Origin of the sequence: Cryobacterium inferilacus (genome assembly GCF_019599185.1) — a bacterium.
Taxonomy (GTDB): Bacteria; Actinomycetota; Actinomycetes; order Actinomycetales; family Microbacteriaceae; genus Cryobacterium; species Cryobacterium inferilacus.
Map to the genome: position 1 here is coordinate 128,205 of NZ_JAIEUL010000010.1, position 21,207 is coordinate 149,411.

At 61.2% G+C, this 21,207-nt stretch carries 13 protein-coding genes and 2 pseudogenes; 9 read left to right on the forward strand and 6 right to left on the reverse strand.

Annotated elements, in window-relative coordinates; genetic code table 11:
* Positions 1-228 precede the first annotated feature (228 nt).
* Positions 229-834, reverse strand: a complete 606-nt coding sequence (locus K2F54_RS19190) for an aminoacyl-tRNA deacylase (protein ID WP_308287617.1) — start codon at positions 832-834, stop codon at positions 229-231.
* 51 nt (positions 835-885) lie between these two features.
* A pseudogene (locus K2F54_RS19195) lies at positions 886-1,185 on the reverse strand (DsbA family oxidoreductase); the annotation flags it as partial.
* A 368-nt stretch (positions 1,186-1,553) separates the two neighbouring features.
* Between K2F54_RS19195 and K2F54_RS10880 the strand changes: the two are divergent.
* The 4 genes from K2F54_RS10880 (at position 1,554) to K2F54_RS10895 (ending at position 6,217) form a co-directional block, all read left to right on the forward strand.
* The gene (locus tag K2F54_RS10880; protein ID WP_220605888.1) at positions 1,554-1,898 is read left to right on the forward strand and encodes a hypothetical protein; all 345 of its coding nucleotides are present in this window, start codon (positions 1,554-1,556) and stop codon (positions 1,896-1,898) included.
* 549 nt (positions 1,899-2,447) lie between these two features.
* The gene (locus tag K2F54_RS10885; protein ID WP_220605889.1) at positions 2,448-3,017 is read left to right on the forward strand and encodes a dihydrofolate reductase family protein; all 570 of its coding nucleotides are present in this window, start codon (positions 2,448-2,450) and stop codon (positions 3,015-3,017) included.
* A 621-nt stretch (positions 3,018-3,638) separates the two neighbouring features.
* Positions 3,639-4,709, forward strand: a complete 1,071-nt coding sequence (locus K2F54_RS10890; protein ID WP_220605890.1) for a DUF418 domain-containing protein — start codon at positions 3,639-3,641, stop codon at positions 4,707-4,709.
* Positions 4,710-5,158: 449 nt separating this feature from the next.
* A complete protein-coding gene (locus K2F54_RS10895; RefSeq protein WP_220605891.1) occupies positions 5,159-6,217 on the forward strand; it encodes a zinc-dependent alcohol dehydrogenase family protein in 1,059 nt (352 codons plus the stop codon).
* Positions 6,218-6,812: 595 nt separating this feature from the next.
* Here K2F54_RS10895 and K2F54_RS10900 read toward each other — a convergent pair.
* The gene (locus K2F54_RS10900; RefSeq protein WP_220605892.1) at positions 6,813-9,554 is read right to left on the reverse strand and encodes a heavy metal translocating P-type ATPase; all 2,742 of its coding nucleotides are present in this window, start codon (positions 9,552-9,554) and stop codon (positions 6,813-6,815) included.
* A gap of 195 nt (positions 9,555-9,749) precedes the next feature.
* Between K2F54_RS10900 and K2F54_RS10905 the strand changes: the two genes are divergently transcribed.
* On the forward strand, positions 9,750-10,022 hold the full coding sequence (locus tag K2F54_RS10905) for a hypothetical protein (protein WP_220605893.1): 273 nt from the start codon (positions 9,750-9,752) through the stop codon (positions 10,020-10,022).
* Positions 10,023-10,156: 134 nt separating this feature from the next.
* Here K2F54_RS10905 and K2F54_RS10910 read toward each other — a convergent pair.
* The 3 genes and pseudogenes from K2F54_RS10910 to K2F54_RS10920 all read right to left on the reverse strand — a co-directional run.
* A pseudogene (locus tag K2F54_RS10910) lies at positions 10,157-10,790 on the reverse strand (YibE/F family protein); the annotation flags it as partial.
* A 64-nt stretch (positions 10,791-10,854) separates the two neighbouring features.
* Complete coding sequence (locus tag K2F54_RS10915) at positions 10,855-11,766, reverse strand: metallophosphoesterase family protein (protein ID WP_220605894.1); 912 nt, start codon at positions 11,764-11,766, stop codon at positions 10,855-10,857.
* 558 nt (positions 11,767-12,324) lie between these two features.
* Complete coding sequence (locus tag K2F54_RS10920) at positions 12,325-12,732, reverse strand: four-helix bundle copper-binding protein (protein WP_220605895.1); 408 nt, start codon at positions 12,730-12,732, stop codon at positions 12,325-12,327.
* Between the two features lie 432 nt (positions 12,733-13,164).
* Here K2F54_RS10920 and K2F54_RS10925 point away from each other — a divergent pair, with 432 nt between their 5' ends.
* From K2F54_RS10925 to K2F54_RS10940, 4 genes are all read left to right on the forward strand, one after another.
* Entirely contained in the window at positions 13,165-14,661 is a 1,497-nt protein-coding gene (locus K2F54_RS10925) for an MFS transporter (RefSeq protein ID WP_255577015.1), read from the forward strand.
* 148 nt (positions 14,662-14,809) lie between these two features.
* Positions 14,810-18,085 (forward strand): beta-phosphoglucomutase family hydrolase, encoded by a 3,276-nt coding sequence (locus tag K2F54_RS10930; RefSeq protein WP_220605897.1) that lies wholly within the window; start codon positions 14,810-14,812, stop codon positions 18,083-18,085.
* Positions 18,082-19,734 carry an ABC1 kinase family protein gene (locus K2F54_RS10935; RefSeq protein WP_220605898.1) on the forward strand — a complete coding sequence of 551 codons (1,653 nt, stop codon included), beginning with the start codon at positions 18,082-18,084 and terminating at the stop codon, positions 19,732-19,734. The genes K2F54_RS10930 and K2F54_RS10935 overlap by 4 nt, the downstream gene beginning before the upstream one ends.
* A 30-nt stretch (positions 19,735-19,764) precedes the next feature.
* Positions 19,765-20,799: a type II glyceraldehyde-3-phosphate dehydrogenase gene (locus K2F54_RS10940; RefSeq protein WP_220605899.1), complete on the forward strand. Its 1,035-nt coding sequence runs from the start codon at positions 19,765-19,767 to the stop codon at positions 20,797-20,799.
* Positions 20,800-21,207: the final 408 nt, after the last annotated feature.

A 21,207-nucleotide genomic window follows, 5' to 3' on the forward strand; every position in this document is an offset into this window, starting at 1 on the left:
ACAGGGTGACGGCACTGCGAACGACGCTTCGGTCGAGTTCTATGGGCTCCAGTGAGCGGTGGATTGGGCGTCCCTCCACAAACGTATCTATCGCCTGGGACGATTCGGCTGAGAAGTGGCGCGATAAGGTTACCCGGCTGAGGGCGAGCCACCCAGCCGTCAATTGGCGGGCCCGATCGTTGTGGTTCGTTGACGCCGCCGCCGACAATGAGCCGTCGAGTCGGGTGTCTACAGTCTGCGAGTGAGCTCCGCAATGCGTGCGGCGAATGCGTGAATGAATGCCGGCCCGTCAACGAGGACGCCAGCGCCAAGTTCGCCACCACCAAGCCGCAACGTCTCTGCTCCGATGAGTAGCTCGTCAATAAGGACGGGCCAGCTGTGGGTGCTGCCAAGCGGGCTGATCGCTCCACGGGGAATTCCTGTGGCTTCCAGAGCGGTGGCCGCATCGGCAAGGTGCAGCCGGTTGACATGTAGAACGTGGCGAAGCTCCATCCAGTCGATGAGTCGATTGTGGGGGACGAGCACAAAGACATAGTCGTTGTTGTGAAGTTCCACGACCATGGATTTCACTCCCGCCGCGTGCTGGATCTGCTCCGCGGGCGGATCGGCGTGAGCGAAGAGTGTGATGTTGAGACCGCGAGCTCGCGCGTCCATTGCTAGACGGGCAGGACCGGAAAGCTGCGGGGTGACTAGTTCGTTGATTGTTCTTCCTGCGATTCCTGCAACGCCGGGACAGAGGGGATGATGCAGCTGTCGCCGACGCAGGCAACGGCGTCGGGATCGCCCAGATTTGTGAGAGTCATGCTCGTGTGCTTTCTGCCAAGTTGAGGGCATCTGTGAAGGCGGATGGTTTTTGGGCTCCGAGAGCGAATATCTGTTGTCAATGACGTAGAACGGCACCGAAGTGGTGTTCTTGGTAGCGGCATCGGATTGATCGGACATGATCGCGGCCGCGTGGCGTTCGGTCGTGAGGGCGTTGATGGTGTCTTTGCGGTCGAGTTGGAGCTCATTTGCTAGGTCGGCGAGCGTTTCGACGTCCCCAAGGTTTCGGCCTTCGATGAAATATGCGCGAAGGAGGCGCTCGATCATGTCCTGCTGCCGTCCGTGAGCGTGGGCGTGGTGAACGAGTTGATCGGCCAATCCCATGTCGGTTTGAACAATCTGGTCATACCGAAATCCCAGGCCAACAGTCGCGGCGCGATCGGTGGTAGATACCGTCGACTAGGAAGAATCGCTCGCTTTTTGAACCCGTCGGGCACCAATCGTCGGTCGCCCGCCACCCGAAGAACGTAGTCTCCATCCCACATAATCCGGGTCAAGGCTCGTGCAAGTTTCACTGAGGGTGTCCCCCGTTGAGCGGACAGCGGCCGACAACCACGCCGTGTTACCTTGTGGCATCGACAGTCGGTCCCCGAGAGGAACCGCATCCGTTTAGAACGGCTGTGACCGATGAAACACCTCCTGCCGAACCCACGCCATCTGTAGCGTCCGCGGCAGGTTGCCGCCGCTTCTTGGCGGGTTTGGGTCGACAACGCAAGGGAACCGGTAAGTCCATGAAGAGAATCTCGTATTGCGGAGAATCGTTTCTGACTACCAACTGCACCGCGGATGCGCTCTTGGAGTTAGTCGTCGCGTTTCCGGGCGGCCACGACTCCGAGTTGCTCGAATTACCCGCGGTCAACAGCGACGGCGACGAAATGGTCGTCCAAGTCGTCGTCGGACCGTCCAGCGAACTCATCAGCATTCCGGAAGCGTGCGCGGCGGCGGAACCTGACACTATCAACGCAGTCGCGTACCTTCGCGGCCGCATACTCGCACTCACGGCCCCCAGCGACATGACCTACGCAGAGGCATCCACTTTCGCGGAGTACGGATGGGACTTGCAGGACCAGCTCTAGGGGCATGAACTGCCCTCAGCGAGCCAGAAGGACTGGGGCGCTCGGGCGACTGACCCACTTCGGACCGGCAAAATTCCGACTGGCACGGTACCTAAGGTCCCGCATGCCCTTGAGTTTCCGAGACATCTGCACGGGCTGACAGGATTTGAACCTGCGACCCCCTGAAGGTTCTAGCCTTAACTCGGGTTTGGCCGAAAATCTCCGAAAACTGGCGGATTCCCTTGTGTTTACAGGGAACCGGGCGGTTCGCTGCCTCCGATTGTAGCCCATCGTTTTGGGTCAAATAGAGATGAATTAGATGGGTAAATGATGGATTCTGGAGGCCTCATTGAGTGGTCCATGACCCCTCGCAACATCCCCCCATGTGCCGCTGCATGGGACGGGTCATCGCCGGAGATGGCGATCGGTTGTGCGCTCGGTCCGCGGTCTGTCTCGCATCACTGACGGCGCTATACACTGGGCGCGATTAGTAGGTCGATCAGACAGCCCCGGCACTCGATCGAGACCGGTTTGACAAACGCGGGGTGTTCATCGAAGGAGAGCAACGAGATGAGACCACTCCGGTACTCGATCAACGTCACGCTCGATGGCTGCTGCCACCACGAGGCAGGACTCCCCCCGGACGAGGAGTCGATGCGCTTCTGGACCGCTCAGCTGGAGCGAGCCGATGCCCTGCTCTTCGGCCGGGTGACCTACGAGATGATGGCGTCGGCGTGGCAGAAGCCGGCCACGGGCACGTGGCCCGACTGGATGAAGGACTGGCAGAAACCGTTCGCAGAGACCATCAACCGGGCGAAGAAGTACGTCGTGTCGAGCACGCTGAACGAGGTGGATTGGAACTCCGAGCTGGTGCGCGGCGACCTGGCGCAAGCGGTTCAGCATCTCAAGCAGGAGTCAGGCGAGGGCCTCTGGGTCGGTGGCGTGACACTCCCCCTGGCGTTGGCAGATCTAGGACTGATCGACGAGTACGAGTTCCTGGTGCAGCCGGTCCTTGCCGGACACGGGCCGACGCTGCTGGCCGGTCTGCATGAGCGCATCCAGCTCGAACTCGTGGACCGCCACGAGTTTCGGTCAGGGGCAGTCGCTGTGCGATACCGGCCCACGCGAATGACGGCTTGATGAGCTTTGTCCTGGCACTTGGCCCCGCTTGGCGGGTTCAACCCATGACACCTCGTGCCGATACTAATGATTATGTCAGCTTGGACTGGATCTATTGCAGGAATGCTGTATGGGACTCCCCCCGGTAGTTGTCCGGCGAAGCCTCAACCGAGTCGAGTGCTTCCGTGATTTCTTTGGAATGCGAGGCGCTACATCTGCGATGGGCGAGGTCCGAGAGCTCTGACCCGCCGTAGGGAGCCAAGCCAGCTTGATACCCGGAACACTCGTTTGCACCCAGGAAAGCCCGAGGGTCCGGCCTTGGCTGGTGTTCCTGCCATCGCCCTTCTGGTCGAACAGGACTCTCTGGCCGCTGGGCGCGGTGGGTTCACGTCCCTGCAAGCGATCCGCCGCCAAGTAAAGATGTACCGGGTGCGACATTGACATATCCTTATCGCCGAGCGCATCGACTTGTTTGTCGCTCTGTCGCCTATCTGGCGGAATCGGCTGCGCCCGCCGACTAAGCCGAGACTTTCATACACCTCGCCCGCGACAACAGAGACAGAACGGCTCTTGTCTTAACCAGCCCCATCCCGAGATATCGCGACCACCATCGGGTTAGATGAAAACGAGAAAAGGTTCACTATGGCATATGCACGTCCGGGTTCCGGTCTCGGCCTCACGAGCAACGCCAACGGTGGCGCCAGTCAATCGATGCCGTGCCCGGCGGGGCGCATCACCGGTGTAGACGTCGCTCGAGGTTTGGCCATCCTGGGGATGTTCGTCGCGCATGCAATCCCGCGTGCAAACGAGGCAGAGCTGGTCGTCGACGGCAGGTCTTCAATTCTCTTCGCGACCCTGGCAGGGATCTCATTGGGCATCATGACCGGGTTGGAACGGCCGATACAATCTGGGCGACGAGCCCATAGGGTCATGAGCATCGTGGCGCGTGCGATGATTTTGTTCCTACTAGGGATAGCTCTGGGCGCCCTGGACAGCGGCATTGCAATCATCCTGGAGTACTACGCATTCATGTTCCTGTTGTTGACCCCTGCACTGTTTCTTGCGCGGTGGGCTCTCGGCCTGGTCGCTGCCGGTCTCGCGGTGATTGCGCCGGCCCTGGCGGCAGCCACGGAGGACGTCAGTCTCCCCGTTGATTCTTTGGCCTATTTCTTGCAGTATTACCTTCTTATCGGCTCCTACCCGGCCTTGGTCTGGTTGCCTTTCTTATTGGTTGGCCTCATCGCGGCTCGGTCGGGGCTCGGACGGGCGAGAACTCAACTATGGATGATGGTCACCGGCGTCATCTTTTCGGTGCTGGGTTACGGAGCCGCCCCGGTTCTGCTTGGAATTACTGCCGCAGCACATTCCGGCTCGACCGCTGAAGTGCTGGGTTCTGGCGGCGTGGCGATCGCGATCATCGGTGCGTTGCTGTGGTGTACGTCCCCGGAACGCACAGGCATCGGTCCTGCCCTTCGCACGGCATTCGCGCCTATCAGCTCTATAGGGGCGATGGCGCTCACCGTTTACACGCTCCAGATCGTCTCTCTCACAGTTTTTGCGGCGCTGCGGGAAAGTACCGACGGCGTGAACGAGTACCCGGGGTGGCCGCTGTTAATCGGAATGACGGTCGCATCGCTGCTCTTCGCTGCCCTTTGGCACCGCTTTTTGGGCAAGGGTCCGCTGGAGCGCCTGCTCACATCACTCACCCGCTAGCCAGTAACAACTGCCAATCCCCAATACGTCCTGACTGTGGGCGCCTAGCAGAGTGGCCCGCTGGTGGCCACGGAAACTGCCTACTCATGGCCAACAGATCTGCCCACCTGGTCGTTGGTGACGTTGGCCATGCGCAGTCGTCGGTGGTCTAATTCATCCTCGTGAAGTTAGGCAGTCGGAGCATGAGCCGGTCAACGTTCGCGGTCGCGAGAGTCTTGGGTCTCACCTCGTCAAAGCCAACTGGCGTTCCCACACGTTCGTTCTGCGGCGCCTCCATCAGACGGTGCAATGTAGTAGCGGCATCGGCCACCTGTGTTAGCGAATCCATGCTGGGCTTGCGCGCATAGTCGAACATGAGGCCCCTATTGGCGACAGCGAACCCGTCATAGCGTGGCGGTTACAGCGCGATAAGTTCGCGGCAGGCACGGCAAAGAAGAATTGGGCGCATCATGAAGGCACTCGTGTACGGCGGACCCGGATTGAAGTCCTGGACGGATGCCCCCGACCCCGTAATCCTCAATCCGACGGATGCCATCGTGCAGGTTGACACGACCACCATATGCGGCACAGACCTACACATCCTCAAGGGCGATGTGCCCGCGGTCCAGGTCGGCCGGATTCTCGGCCATGAAGGCGTCGGAACTATCACCGAAGTGGGTGCCTCGGTTACAAACTTTGCTGTCGGGGACCGGGTGATAATTTCCTGCATCAAGTCGTGCGGGCACTGCACGAACTGCGCCGTCAGCCTGTATTCACACTGCCTGGGCGACGAGGGACAGTCCGGAATCGGCTGGATCTTCGGACACCTTATCGACGGAACTCAGGCCGAGTATGTGCGCGTGCCGTACGCGGACAACAGCCTGCACAAGCTACCGGAGGGCGTGCCAGATGCTGAAGCCGTCATGCTGTCTGACATCCTTCCTACGGGCTTCGAGATTGGCGTGCAGTACGGGCAGGTCAAGCCAGGAGACGTCGTCGCCGTTATCGGTGCTGGGCCGGTCGGCTTGTCCGCGATAGCGACGGCCGGCCTCTATGGCGCCGCCACGGTGATCGCGATCGACCTCGACGAGAACCGACTCCAACAGGCACGCGAATTCGGAGGCACCGAAACGGTGCTCTCCGGAGCCGCCGACTGGAAGCAACAGGTGCTTGCGCTCACCGACGGAGCGGGAGTAGATGTGGCGATCGAGGCGGTGGGGATCCCAATCACGTTCAGCATGGCCACTGAGATCGTGCGGCCCGGAGGGCACGTCGCCAACGTTGGCGTACACGGCAAACCGGTGGAACTGCACTTGGAGGAGCTGTGGATTCAGAACATCAATGTCAGCATGGGACTGGTCAATACCAACACCACTCCGATGCTGCTCAAACTTGTGGCGCAGAAGAAGATTCCGGCTGAAAAGTTGGCTACCCATCATTTCACCTTCAACCAAATGCTCGACGCTTACGAAACGTTCGGCCGGGCCGCTGAGACCAAGGCGCTCAAGGTTGTGGTCACTCGCAGCTGAGGGGGTGCCCTATGTCTTTGTCAAGCGGCGATTGGTTGGTCGGCTCGGTAGAGGTTGCCGTCACGGAGCATGGCATAGAGGACGTCTCGGCACCTGCGGTCCAGGGCGGAGAACGCGGCCAAACTCCCGTCCTGGATCTCCAGCCGAACCCCGGGCCACGACGCGAACCGAGCACCCAGGATCTCTTCGACTTCGCGGCCGTACAACGCCCGTCCAGCAACGGTCCCAGTGATTTTTGATAGTCCGCCCTGAACCCGCTGAACGACAGCGCCTCATGCGTTGCTCTTCCGCAAAGCAGTACTCCGCCGGCAGCGCTACCGCAGGGGGCGAACCGGAAGTTGCTGCGCGATCGTGGAATCTGGCAGTGATTCCGAAACGCTCAGACCAGATCGCCTACCAAAAGGATTCACTGCCACCGGTGGACGACCACCACGGCTTGACAAAGAAGCATACAAACACCGAAACGTGATCGAGGATGCTTCGAAGCTCCCAAGCAATGGCGGGGCATCGCGAATCGCTTCGGCGAGCTCGCCCTCTCCTACCCCGGCGGAGTCCGTGCCATCTAAATCTGGGTTACGGCGTTAGGAGACACGGCCTAGTGGCCGTGCGGGTGGCCGTAGCGGTGGGGGTCGGCATCGAAGGCGCCAGCGCAGCCAGTGGAGCAGAACGAGAATGTGGCGCCTTCGTGCTCGCGAGTGGCCGCAGCGGACTTCGGGTCGATTTTCATGCCGCAGACCGGGTCGGTGACGAGGGCGCTGTCGGTGTGCTCGGTTGTGTGTGTCATGGGATTTTCCTCACTGGTTTCCTGATGTCCGACCTCGACCACCGGTTCGGCGGTCGAGACCACAGCCGGGATGGCTGCAGGTTTGGGGGCGAACCGGCGCAGCCGGCTCGAGTTGGTGACAACGGATAGCGACGACAGCGCCATCGCAAGGGCGGCGATCATCGGGCTCAACAGCAGTCCAAAACTCGGGTATAGAACCCCGGCAGCGATGGGGATCCCGATGATGTTGTATCCGAAGGCGAACCCAAGGTTCTGGCGAATGTTGCGCATAGTGGCTCGCGACAGGTCGATTGCGATGACGAGCCCGCTGAGGTTGCCGGAGATCAAGGTGATATCCGACGCTTCGATCGCGACGTCAGTGCCTGTGCCGATCGCCGAACCCACATGGGCCTGCGCGAGCGCCGGTGCGTCGTTGATGCCGTCTCCGACCATGCCCACAACGCGGCCTTCTGCCTGAAGCCGTTTAACCTCGGTGGCTTTGTGCTCTGGCATGACCTCCGCCACGACCCGGGTGATGCCGACCTGGCGGGCGATGGCGGCAGCGGCGGTCCGGTTGTCGCCGGTCATCATGATCACGTCGATCCCGCGGGCGGCCAGATCGGCGATCGCAGCGATAGAGCCGTCCTTGATCGTGTCGGCAACACCGACCACCCCGGCGGGGCGACCATCTACTGCCGCGAGCATGGGTGTCTTGCCGTCCAAAGCGAGGCCATGCATCCCCGATTCAAGATCCGACGTCTCAATCCCAGCGGCGGTCAGCAGTCGGCTGTTACCCACCAGCACGACCGCGCCCTTGACCGTAGCGCGCACACCCTGGCCGGTGATCGATTCGAAGGTGCTCGCTCGTGGAACATCAAGACCGCGGTCCTGCGCGCCGGTAACGATCGCGGCCGCCAGGGGGTGCTCCGAGTCGCGCTCAGCCGCCGCGATCAGTGCAAGCAGTTCGTTCGCATCGAACCCGCTGGCGGGAAGCACATCGGTGAGCACGGGGGTGCCGTTGGTGATCGTCCCCGTCTTATCGAGCACCACCGTGTTCATCTTGTGAGCGACCTCAAGCGCCTCAGCCGAGCGGATTAGGATCCCGTTGCTGGCTGCCTTCCCGGTGGCGACGGTGATCGATAGCGGGGTTGCCAGTCCCAACGCGCAGGGGCAGGCGATGATGAGCACGGCGACAGCGGCGACGAGGCCGAACACCCCCGCGGGTGGCGGGCCTACGAGCCACCAGATGGCGAAGGTCCAGATCGCGATGGCGATGACAACGGGCACGAAGTAGCTGGAGACTTGGTCGGCGAGCCGTTGAATGGGCGCCTTAGATCCCTGTGCCTCACGCACCAGCCGGATGATCTGCGCCAGCATCGTGTCAGCGCCAACCTTGGTGGCGACGTAGCGGAAGGACCCGGTCTGGTTGATGGTCGCACCGATCACGTTGTCACCGATAGCTTTCACCACTGGGATCGGCTCACCGGTGATCATCGCCTCGTCGACCGAAGAGGTGCCCTCGGTGACCTGCCCGTCGACGGGCAGCTTCTCACCGGGTCGGATCACCACGATGTCTCCGGCGGCGACCTCGCCGATCGGGATCTCCAGCTCCGAGTCGCCGCGAACCACGCGGGCGGTTCGCGGCTGCAGGCCAATCAGCGTGCGGATCGCCGCACCCGTGCCAGCCTTGGCCCTCGTCTCCAGAAGCCGTCCTAGAAGGATGAGGGTAAGGATGACGCCGACGGCCTCGTAGTAGACGCCACGTGCCTCTTCGGGCAGCAGCCCTGGGGCGAAGGTAGCAAACAGGCTAAATCCGTAGGCGGCGATCGTGCCGAGGGTGATGAGGGAGTTCATCTCCGCAGCGCGGTGAACCAGCGCCAACCACCCGGTTCGGTGAATCGGCCACCCCGTGTACAGCATCACCGGGGTCACGAGGAGGAACTGGAACCACGGCGCGAGCAGCAGCGACGGCACCCACATAGCACCGAAAACATCGTGCAGCATCACGGCGACGAAGACCGGCGCAGTCAGCACCACGCCCACGATCACGCGGCGGCGCAGATCACCAATCTCGCCGGCGTGCTCGGCCGCCTCCTGGTCGCCCTCATCCTCCTCCTCTGCCGCCGCGGCAGCTGGGGCGGAGCTCGACGCGCTGGGCATAGAGGAGGCTTCCATCAGCGCGGTCGTCGACGTCGAGTCTGTACCCGCTCCGGCTACGACCCTAACGGTCCCGTGCAGCATGTTCATGCCGCACGCGAACCCGAACTCACCAACTTTCTCCGGCACGAACTCAACCGCCGTGGTCGCGAACGCCGGCAGGCCCTGATTGACCTTAAAGTCCGGGAAGACCACGCGGGATGAGCAGTCGCCCGTTTCCTGACGATCGAACAGCAGCCGCGTCGGAACGCCCTGAACAACCTCGACAACGCTCGGGGAGTACCCACCTCTAACAACAACGGTCTGGGTTTGCACGCCGCCATCGACAGCGGCGCGCTTCGACGCCCTCGGCGCAAAAAAATACCAGGCCAACAGCCCAGTCAGCACGACGGCAGCAGCTATAACGAGCACGGTCACGAGAAATCCTCTCTACAGTCCGCAAGGCCTCGCCGCGGGAATACAACCAGCATACCCCCCAAGGGTATATTTCTGCTTACTCTCACCCAAACGATGCAAACACTGTCCTCGCCCGCCCCAGTGGGCCGCCATCGTTCGATTGACCGCAGTCGGTGCCGTGAGTCCAGTAGGTTCACGGCGTTAGTGCGATTTCGGGTGACGGTCTTCGATGGGCACGAGATGCTTTGCGAACACCCACGAATGACCGGCCGGAAGGGCCAGTACTCGACTCTGCCGGAGCACGTCCCGCCGCAGCACTGCAACATCGACGGGCTGTGGCCGAGGCAGCGGTTCGCCTACGTCACGGTGATCGAGGCACAGGGGCATCTGGCCTGTCAGAACATCCTGGACGGGGTCGGGAAGAACAATCGGGAGCGGTTGGACGCGGCCTGCCAGGAGCTACTCAACCGGCGAGCTCATCCCACATAGACGATGCTGAATCACATCATGGCCAACAACGCCCGAACCATCAACCTGGGCTAGATCGACATGTGCCGACACCGCGACGACAGCGCCCGCGCCCAGGACGGCTACCGGGAATGACATCCAGCGGCCCGGGGCCGCTACCACCAAGCGCTACTCGCCAGTGGGTCAGGCACTTCCGCTAGTTCCCTGGGGAGCGGTACGCCTCGCGGGCACTGATCCAAAACCGCGCCTTGGCAGCGCCCTGCGCGGACCCCGGTTCGGGGGGGGTAGTGCTGTTCGTCTCGACACGGATCCTCGGATGAAGACGCCGTCCTGCGCGCGCCTCCGGCTCGACCAACCGATTGCCAAAGGCCCCTGGTGCCCGACCTTGCGGGCGAGGCTCCACCGCGGGTTCCCACTGCCTCCATGACGAGCACGGCGATCCCGGTGGTGACTGGGATGGCCAGCACTAGCCCGATTGACCCGACGAGGGCGCGCACGATCTCCTCCGTCAGATAAATCACCGCTGCTGATCGTCTCGACGAACGGACATTCCTGCAGCGAGAACAGGATGAGCAGGGGAAGTGCTGCGCCCGCGTAGGCGAACACGATGGTGCACACGGTCGAGGCGATGTGATCCGCCCCACCTGCAAGGCGTCGGGCGCTGGACTTGGGCGCCAGGTCGCGGTCGCGCACCTCCCACCGCGGACGACTGGGTGATGGTCACCTAGTTGAGCACCCCGAAGCCCAGATGATCAAGCCGCAAACAAGAATCCCGGAGGCGGAGATCGACCCCCTGCAGGGCGATGCCTCGCGGCGGCAGACTACTTGCGGTCGAAGAACATCGCAAGGGTTTTCAGCGGTTGATCGTGAAGGTGTCAACAATGGCGCCTTCGGGGTCGATTGCTCGTCCGACGAGCTTCTCGTCGTCGGCATGTAGATCGAGATAGTGCAAAGTGGAGGTGCTCACCGCGGTGAAGTCCTCTTTTCCGGTTGGGCGGAGTGTCGCGCCGCCACCGGAGACGATGTAGGTCACACCGTCTTGCGGCAGGGAGCGTTGGTAGTCGTGGTCATGTCCAGCGAGGACGAGTGGAACCTCGAACTCGGCGAAGAGTGGGCTCCATGTCTTTCGAACGGCCAGGTCGGACCCGTGAGCTCCTGCGGAGTAGGCGGGGTGGTGCATGGCGACGATCGTCCACGTTCCTGGTGGGGTCGGCTGACTGAGGACTTTACGCAACCATTGCCGCTGTTCGTTGTTCTCGACCTGATTCGAGTCAAGGACGATGACTTTCACCGATCCAACCATTTCGGCGTACCACGACTTGTCACGCTTCAGTGCTTCGAGGATCTGCTTCTGCTCCCCGTCCTGGTAGTCATGGTTGCCGAGGGCAGGGAGGAGCCGGGCTCCGGCACTGGTGATTGGCGCAAACGGAGTAGTGATTCGCTCTTCGACTAATGCAGCGTCGCCAGTGTCGTAGATGAGGTCCCCGAGCAGAAGGAGTCCGTCGTAGGGGTCGTGCTTACTCTGCAAGCGCATCTGTTCTGCTGTTGCAAATTGGGCTGGAGTGCCGGTTCCCGTGTCCCCCGCTATAGCAATGCGGGTCGGCGGAGTTTCTATGGGAGCTCCGGGCTTTTCAGCAACGCTTGTAGGTTGACCAGCCGGGTCGAGCGTGGCGAGGAGCGAAGTCGTGCCGACACCGATACCAACAGTCAGGACCGCAGCCGTGATGACCAGAATCGTCGTTCGTCGCGATGAGAGAGCTGGCATTAGGGCTTCTAACGTAGTTACTCGCTAGTTACAACAGAGCACTGGACCGGAATCAGCCCTAAGAGCGCAGGCACTCCCCGGGTTCAAAGTGAAAATCCCGAGGAGTCATTCGTTGTCGATCTCGGTGTTCTCTCGTTCCGCGGCTCGACGAGCGCAGTCGAAGACTGACCGCAGCGCGCCAGAAATAGACTCTGACCTGCGCATTCTATTCCGGTCTCGGCTTATGCGTCAACAAGAACTGCATCTATTGCAGAAATGCCGGAAAGGACTGCCCCTGAGGTCTATCCGGCGGCAAGCTCATTGGTGCTGCATTTTCCGCTGGTTCCCTCCGGGGCGCAGTGCACCGGGTTTGCATTTCGCGAAGCTCGCGGGCGCTGATTCCGAACCGCGCCTTGGCAGCGCCCTACGCCGACCCCGGCTTGGGGGTAGCGCCGTTGGTCTCGACACCGATCCAATGAGGACGCCGTCCTGCGCGCGCCTCCGGCACATCGACCAACCGATTGCTAAAAGCCCCTTGCGCCCCGGCCTTGCCATTACAAGGTAGAAACGTGAACTGCGTTAAATTAGCGAAGATAGCAATTCTGAGCACGCTCGCTCGCAGCGGCGGCACGACTCCGCACAAACTTTGCAATGTGCGTGCATCTCAGCATGCTGCTCGCACTCGTCGCCACATGCCTTGCATGCTACCTGGCACGCTTCGAGGACGGCTTGAGTGAGGGTGGCGTCGTAACCGGTGCGACGAGAAAGCACGTTCCCGGTCGTGGCGCAAACGTCCGCACAGTCGAGATTGGTGCGGATGCATTTCGTGAGCTCGGACACCATCTCCTCGCTCAAGCATGCATCGGCGCAGGCGGTACAAGCCTGGGCGCATTCAATGCACGCTGAAATGCACTCTACGAGTTTGACCTGATCGATTCCGCCAAGGTCTTTTGGGTATGTGTCGAGCATCTGTTCAATGACAGCCATGACGTTCCTCCGCTGGGATGACGAAACAGCAAGTCGCCGCCTCGCGCCTCGCTGACGAGGTTAGACCGAACGTTCTCGATTAACCACCCTCAGTCTGATTCCTACAATTCGCGCTACCTTGACCGATACCCATAGGGGGTATAACTTGGACGCATGCTCCCGTCACTCCAGCAAGAACCTGGCGCCGTGTTTTGAGCAGATACCAAGGTCGAGGACACCCCATGATTCGTAGTGTGGTTTGTGCGTTACTCGCCAGGCGCTATCCGAGCGCGGAAGAACTCACGCAGCGAAGACTCACAGGGACGAATGCGGCTTTCACCGACAAGAGCATCCTTCACCTGAAGCGCAGCGCGAAGTTCCAATCCCTGCGCGGAGCTGTACATCGTTCGCAATCGGTCTGAGCCGAGGATGAAAAACGTGAATCGTAAGTCGATGCAGCATAAGACGGACTCGTCGGAATTAGTGTCCCTGAATCGCGAGTCTTGGTCTGCTTGGGCTGTTGTGGGCGGACTCAGCCTGGTAACCATGCTGCTACTTCTGGACGACACGGCCGTGTCGGTGGCTCTTCCCTCCATCCAGCGACAGCTGGGATTTGGGTTGGGAACTCTTGAGTGGGTAGTCAACGCCTACACGCTAACAATCGCTGTCTTTACGCTTCTAGGGGGACATCTCGCTGACCGCAGGGGGGCATCCAGAATTTTCCTCCTCGGCGTTGCAATCTTCGTCGTCGGCTCGCTTGTGGCCGGTCTGGCATCAAACGTCGCCATTCTTGTAGCTTCTCGAGCTATTCAAGGGTTCGGTGCGGCGCTGGTGGGTCCCTCATCACTTTCTCTGATAGCGACAGCGTTTTCGGACCGACGACGAGGCGTGGCATTAGGAGTCTGGGCTGGCGTGTCGGCAAGCGCGCTGGGCCTTGGGCCACTGATTGGTGCGTACATCACCGATACGCTCGGGTGGAATTGGATCTTTCTCCTGAACGTACCGCTCGGTGCGGTGGCATGGTTGATAGCCCGAGCGGTGCTCCCTCGATCTCCCCGAAAGAAAGCGGCTCACAGGATAGACCTGCTCGGAGCCAGCTTGTCCGGATTGGGCTTGGTCAGCCTCCTCCTCGCACTGAGTCAAGCCAATATGTCGGCTTGGACCGCGCCCGCCGTGATCGCGCTTTTCGGATTGAGTGCTTTGAGCTTCGGCCTATTTGTCTTTCATGAACGCAGAGTATCCAACCCGTTAGTGGACTTGGCGCTGTTCAGAAATCGTTTCTTCACTGGCGCAAATATTGTCGCTTTGCTTTCCACAGCGGTCATGTGCAGCCTGTTCTTCTTTCTCGCTCTTTACCTTCAAACGGTGGTGGGTCTTTCTGCGCTCGAGTCAGGCGTCGCCTTGCTGCCTCTGACGCTAACCATCATTTTTGTCGCCCCGCTGGCTGGCCGTCTCCCAGATCGCATTGGGGCATACACACTCATAGTTGGTGGAATGGTGGTGCTTGCAGGTGGGCTCCTGGGGATGTCTCGTCTTGATTCGGGAACCAACATCGCCTCCCTTATGGCATGGCTTGCCATCACAGGTCTTGGCATAGCGCTCGCGCGTACGCCGACGACGACAATGGCGCTGAGCACCGCTGACGAAAGTGACTCACATGGGATCGCGGCCGGCGTCTACAACACATCCCAAGCGACTGGTCTCGCCCTTGGCATATCTATCATGAGCATTATCCTCACGGCATTTGGTCCTCAGGCGGCGTTTTCTCGAGAGTTCTCAGCCGCCCACCACGCAGCGTTCATCTCGGGGTTCTCCACAGCGTTGGCCGTCAACGGCGTGATCGCGCTTTTGGCGGCCGTATTCGCTGCAATCGTTCTGCGGCCGCAGAAAGCCAATGGCTCCGAACGGCGACTGCGGCCAACATTGCCCGATAGTCGGAGAGAGCAATGAAACACGGGCAGCAAAGCGTGATCGTTGATTTAGGCGGGCCTTCGTTGGGATACGTCGGAGTCCGGGATCCAAAACACCCATCCGACATCAACGGATGCACCCGGCCAAACGGGCAATGGTCCTCCTTCGGGTTGTGAAAGGAACAAGCATGCACCTCGACAACTTCCCACTGGGGTTCGGAAAAGTCCCAGCCTCCTTTGGCGCGATGATCTTCGACATGGATGGCGTGGTGACGGACACCGCCACTGCGCACGCTGCCGCGTGGAAGACGCTGTTTGATGAGTTGTTATCTTCGCGAGTGCCCCCGCAACGGCCTTTCGACGCTGTCAGCGACTATCGCGCCCACGTGGATGGTCGGCCTCGTGTAGATGGCATCCGGAACTTTTTGGCGAGCCGCGGCATCAACGTTCCTGAGGGCACCCCAGATGACAGTCCCGAGGTGCAGAGCGTGCACGGGCTCGCCGTGCGCAAACAGGAGCTGTTCGACGAGGAACTCCGTCGCGGGATCACCGTCTTCCCGGATGCCGCCCGGTTGTTGCAGCGGCTACACCACCAGGGAACCCCCGTCGCCCTCGTCACGTCGAGCCGGAACAGCAGCGAGGTGTTGGAGCGTGCCGGGGTCCTCCAGTTTTTCGCCACACGCGTGGACGGCCTGGATGCCGTTCGTCTTCACCTGCCCGGGAAGCCAGACCCGGCGACGTTCCTCGAGGCCGCATATCGCCTGGGTGTTGCACCGGCCCGCATCGTCGTATTCGAGGGCGCTCAAGATGGGGTTGCGGCGGCGGTCGACGGAGGTTTCGGCCTCGTCGTCGGAGTAGACCGCGGCCACAACCGGGACCATCTGCTCCAGGCTGGCGCACATCAGGTTGTCACAGACGTCGACACGATCGACCTGACAGCGTCGATGGCGCCCGGTGCGGGTCCGGAAGGCGCATTTCCGGGATGGTGCGGCGGTGCCGCGGCGGATGCCAACCGATGGCTCCTCCGCTACGACAGCTTCGATCCAGCTCACGAGGGCACGCGAGAAGCGTTGTGTGCAATGGGAAACGGGTACTGGGCAACCCGCGGCGCCTACCCGGGAACATCCATTGACGGCGTGCACTATCCCGGCACCTACCTCGCCGGCGTCTTCAACCGGCTCACGACCACGCGCGAAGGGCATTCTTCCGAAACGGAAAGCCTCGTCAACGCTCCTGACTGGGCCTTCCTTCAAGTCCGAATCGGAAACGGAGAGCCTCTCCTCCCCCAGGGAGTCGGGCTCCTTAGCTACACCCAGCAGCTGGACCTGCGCCGCGGGATCCTGACGCGTGCTACCCGCTTCCAGGACGCAACCGGGCGCATCACGCGTATTGGTACCGAACAATTCCAGTCCCTGGTTCAGCCGCACTTAGCTGCCCTTCGTATGACAGTTGAAGCGGAGAACTGGTCCGGCGATATCCAGGTGCAGTCCTCTATCGCCGGGCGCGTGAGAAACGGGAATGTCGCGGCGGACACCAGGCTGGCCACCGAGCATCTCACCGTCGTCGACACGACGCACCTCGATGAGGAAACTGTTCTGCTCGAGGCCCGGACGAACCAGTCGGGGATTTCCATTGCTATGGCGGCCCGCACTCGGCTTGCCGACGTGACAGAGGAGGCAGTTACGCGCCTCCCAACAGCGGACCACAGTGAGTCGATAGGACACGATATAACGGTGCGTCTGCGTCAGGGCACCGCCATCACGATTGACAAAGTTGTCGCCGTGACCACATCCCGGGATCGCGCCCTATCTACCGCCGGTTTGGATGCGACGAGTCGGATCCAACGCGCCGAACCATTCGAAGTGCTCAGGACGGAGCATCAGGGGCGATGGAAGGAGATGTGGGACCGGTTCGGCATCGAACTCCAAGCTGGTCATCGCCAGTCGCTCGCACTCAACCTGCATATTTTCCACGTGCTGCAAACCGTCAGCGCCGCAAACCCCGATCTTGATGCGGGCGTGCCTGCCCGGGGTCTGCACGGAGAGGGATACCGGGGGCATATCTTCTGGGACGAGATCTTCGTCTACCCGTTGCTGACACTGCGGCGTCCGGCGCTAACCCGGGCACTGCTGATGTACCGCTACCGCCGTCTAGATGCAGCACGTGCGGCAGCGCGGGAGGCGGGGCTCTCGGGAGCGATGTTCCCGTGGCAGAGCGGTAGCGATGGGCGGGAGGAAACCCCGACCGAGCTCTTCAACACGCGGAACCAGCAGTGGATGGCCGACAACTCTCGGCGACAGCTTCACGTGGGCCTCGGCATCGCGTACAGCACGTGGCAGTACTACCAGACGACAAAGGATCTCGAATTCTTGACATCCGTCGGCGCCGAAATAATCATCGAAGTGGCCCGCCTGTTCGCCAGCGTCGCAACCAAGAAGCCCGAAGACGACCGATTCAGTATCAATGGCGTCATGGGCCCGGACGAGTTCCATGACGGCTACCCGGCGGCCGCCGGCCAAGGCGTGCGCAACAACACGTACACCAACGTGATGGCATCATGGGTTTTTGCCCGAGCCATAGAGGTCGTGGACACCCTCGCTGCACATGACCTGGCCGCACTCGGACACCGGCTGGCGCTCACCGACGACGAACCGGTCCTCTGGAACAGCATCAGCCGGAACCTGACAATCCCATTCCACGCGGATGGGGTAATCAGCCAGTTCGAAGGGTACGAGACGCTACGCGAATTCGAGTGGGACGCCTACCGCCGGCGTTACAGCAATATCGGGCGGCTGGACCTCATCCTTCAAGCGGAAGGAGACGCCACCAACAACTACCGGCTTTCCAAACAGGCGGACGTCCTGATGCTGTTCTACCTTTTCTCCGCGGAAGAACTTCGCAAGGTTTTCACCAGGCTCGGTTACGCGCTCCCGCCCGACTCTATCCCGCGCACAGTGCAGTTCTACCTTGCGCGCACCAGCCACGGCTCCACGCTCAGCCGCTTGGTGCACAGTTGGGTCTTGGCGCGTAGCGACCGTCCCCAGTCTTGGCCGTTGTTCTCTCAGGCTTTGGAGGGCGACCTATCGGACGCCCAGGGCGGCACCACACAGGAGGGGATTCACCTCGGCGCGATGGCAGGAACCGCAGACATGGTGGTGCGCTGCTACGCCGGGGTTGAGACCCGCGATGACATGCTCCGCATCCACCCGGTCCTGCCACGGGAATTGCCGGCCGCTTCTTTCCAGATCCGGTACAGGGACCAACCCGTCGACATCGAGATCACCCAAACACGCCTACGGTTACGCCTCCACGACTGTTCAGCGACACCCATCCGAGTCTGCGTCGAGGACGTGCAGCGAGTAATGAAGCCAGGCGAGACGTGGCAGGTCCCGTTGCTCACAACCGCCGCCGAAGGACAGCCGTCAATCGGCACGCAACTGCACACACCCGTGGTGCAACCATGACGAATCATCGTGAACGGTACCGTCAAATCGCCGAAACACTCGGGCGTCACGGTCTCGGTTTCCTAGTCGGGGCGGCTGGTTTGGAAAAGTGGATCCCGTTGCAACACGGTCTGTTCGGGCATGAGCAGCGGGATGAAGCTTTCTCCAATCCCGAGCATCTCCGCCTCGCACTGGAGGAACTAGGACCGACTTTCATAAAGCTCGGGCAACTGCTCTCTACTCGCACGGACCTGCTCCCGGCCCACTACCAAGTGGAACTCGCCAAGCTGCAAGATGCGGCACCCCCCGTTGCCGGTTCAGTGATCAGCGACGTTGTGGCAATGGAACTGGGGAAGGACACGTCCGACGCATTCGCCTTTTTCGACGTCGTACCGATGGCGACGGCCTCCATAGGACAGGCGCACGCAGCAACACTTTTCGATGGAACGAAAGTCATCGTCAAGGTGCGGCGCCCCGGAGTCGTAGAACAAATCGAGGAAGACCTCGAAATTCTCCGGAACCTGGCCGCCATGGCCGACCGGCGGTGGGCCGCCGCCGCGGACTACGACGTGGTTGGCTTGGCGGACGAATTCGCGCACTCTCTCCGTTCGGAACTGGACTATCTGCAAGAAGGTCGAAACGCGGAACGCTTCGCGGCGAACTTCGCGGAAATTGCAGACGTTCATATCCCCCGGGTGTTCTGGGACACTACGACGTCCCGAGTACTCACGCTCGAGCGAATAAACGGGACGAAGGTCACCAACACTGCGAGCCTTGACCGGGCCGGCATCGACCGCCGCCTACTCGCGAACAGAGCCGCGGGCATCCTGGCGAAGATGATCTTCGACGACGGGTATTTCCATGCCGACCCGCACCCCGGCAACCTCTTCGTTGAAACCGGGGGCCGCATCGGATTAATCGACTTCGGAATGGTCGGAACGCTCGACGACGAGCTGCGCACCAAACTTAGCCGGCTACTCGTCGCCCTGCTCGGCAAACAGCCCGACCGAATCGCAACAGCGCTAATCGGGCTCTCGACAGTTCGAACAAACATTGACCGTGCGCGGTTGAGGATCGATGTTGGACCGATCGTGGCCCTCTACGACAACCGTTCACTCGATGAGATCTCGATCGGTGACATCACCAGGGAAGTGCTGGCTTTGCTACGTCGACACCATCTGCACCTACCTACCCAGCTGGCGCTCTTGGTCAAGTCCGTGGTGATGGCCGAGGGCCTCGGGGTTCTCCTCGATCCCCAGTTCCAGCTCGGGAGGGTCCTGGCGCCCTACGCCCAACGCCTGGCTTTCCAACAATTTTCACCACGCGCCTTAGCCCGTCGGCTGATTAGTTCGGGAGCTGACCTAACTGAACTAGTCGCTGATCTGCCGGAACAGCTTCGTCGAGCGGTTGATGTCCTCGACAGCGGCGGTCTGGACGTCCACCTGCGTGCCGCTGAGCTAGAACCGTTGGTCGGCCGCGTTGAACGTGTCGGCCAACGGCTCGTGGTGGCGATGATGGCCGGTGCCCTGATCAAGGGCATCGGCGGCTTGGTGTCAGTCGATCGGCGGTGGCAGGCCTGGCACGTTCCGTTGGTGAACGCCGGCCTGGGTGCCGTCGGGCTTTTCGGAGCTTACTTGGCGTGGACAGCCCGTGCTCGGCGGGGCCGGTGAAGTTTTCGTGTATCGATGAGAGGAAGAGTCATGACTGAGAAAGTGCGTGTAGCGGTCAACGGTTACGGAGTCATTGGCAAGCGAGTTGCGGATGCCGTCCGGTTGCAACCTGACATGGAACTCGTGGGAGTGAGCGATGTAGTCTCCGACTACCGTATTCAAACGGCAGTGAGCTTGGGGATCCCTGTCTTTTCGTCCTCTGACGACGCCGTGGCCGGTATGAGCGCAGTGGGCATCCCACTCGTCGGGAGCCTGCACGAGCTCCTACATGGAGTCGACGTGGTCGTCGATTGCACCCCTGCCGGAATCGGGGCGGCAAACCTTGACCACTACCGGGAACATGGAGTGAAAGCCATCTTCCAAGGCGGCGAGAAGCACGCCCTAACCGGACACTCGTTCGTCGCTCATGCCAATTTCGACAGCGCCATCAGCCGGGACGCTACACGGGTAGTCTCCTGCAACACCACTGCAACGGTTCGCACCCTAACTGCGTTGAAAGACGCCAATCTGCTCAAAAAAGCGCGTGGGGTTCTCATAAGGAGAGCGACAGATCCGTGGGAATCCGATCACTCCGGCATCATGAATACCCTCGTCCCAGAAGCTAGCATTCCCAGCCATCAAGGCCCTGATGCGCAGACCGTCGTGCCCGACCTGGACGTGATCACGATCGCCGCCAAGGGTTCCCACACCCAAAATCATGCCCATTTTTGGACGGTCGAGCTGACCCGGGCAGCTGAACGTGACGAGGTGCTGGATGCGTTTCGGGCGATGCCCCGGATCGCGTTGGTGCGCCGATCGGATGGCATCGTGGCCCTCAACAGCACGATCGAGCTGATGAGAGACCTCGGGCGCCCGCGCGGCGATATGTATGAAGTCGCTCTCTGGGAAGACATTCTCAAAGTGGAGGGAAAGGAACTGTTCTTCACCTACTCCGTAGACAATCAGGCAGTCGTTATTCCAGAGAACGTCGACGCCATCCGAGCACTCACCACGACTTCCACAGCCGGAGGATCCATCCAACTCACCGACAAGATACTCAAGGTGCGGCACGACTTCTTGAAGTGACGGATTGGATCACGCAATGCCACTCGACCCGGTGCCGAATAACAAATCCATCAAGTAGTTAGCCGCGGCAATTTTGAGCTGCCGCCCCTCCCAGTCGGTCTCCGGGACGACGATGCTGCACGGAGTGATTTGTTGAGCCACGAACTTGTGAACGTTTCCGTGGGCTCCGTTGTCGTCCTCCTAGCGACCACAGTGCTCTCCATCACAAACCACGAGGTCGGACTCGGCACGGTCTCCGGGTGAGCGCACGGCAAGCCCGTCGCGGTGCCCGTCCCGGATACACAGACTCGGGCGTGACCGGATGGTGGCGCCCGCGTCTGTCACGTGTTGCTGAGTATTTGCGGGTTTGGGGGCCAGTGAATATTGCCTTCGGGGGCCACCGGTATCGCCTTTGGGGGCCACGCAGTC

Coding starts and splice junctions, on each gene's coding strand:
- K2F54_RS10915 (WP_220605894.1), bottom strand. CDS start 11,766: ATGCCAGCTCTCTCATCGCGACGAACGACGATTCTGGTCATCACGGCT.
- K2F54_RS10895 (WP_220605891.1), top strand. CDS start 5,159: ATGAAGGCACTCGTGTACGGCGGACCCGGATTGAAGTCCTGGACGGAT.
- K2F54_RS10890 (WP_220605890.1), top strand. CDS start 3,639: ATGGCATATGCACGTCCGGGTTCCGGTCTCGGCCTCACGAGCAACGCC.
- K2F54_RS10930 (WP_220605897.1), top strand. CDS start 14,810: ATGCACCTCGACAACTTCCCACTGGGGTTCGGAAAAGTCCCAGCCTCC.
- K2F54_RS10925 (WP_255577015.1), top strand. CDS start 13,165: ATGCAGCATAAGACGGACTCGTCGGAATTAGTGTCCCTGAATCGCGAG.
- K2F54_RS10885 (WP_220605889.1), top strand. CDS start 2,448: ATGAGACCACTCCGGTACTCGATCAACGTCACGCTCGATGGCTGCTGC.
- K2F54_RS10920 (WP_220605895.1), bottom strand. CDS start 12,732: ATGGCTGTCATTGAACAGATGCTCGACACATACCCAAAAGACCTTGGC.
- K2F54_RS10935 (WP_220605898.1), top strand. CDS start 18,082: ATGACGAATCATCGTGAACGGTACCGTCAAATCGCCGAAACACTCGGG.
- K2F54_RS19190 (WP_308287617.1), bottom strand. CDS start 834: ATGCCCTCAACTTGGCAGAAAGCACACGAGCATGACTCTCACAAATCT.
- K2F54_RS10880 (WP_220605888.1), top strand. CDS start 1,554: ATGAAGAGAATCTCGTATTGCGGAGAATCGTTTCTGACTACCAACTGC.
- K2F54_RS10940 (WP_220605899.1), top strand. CDS start 19,765: ATGACTGAGAAAGTGCGTGTAGCGGTCAACGGTTACGGAGTCATTGGC.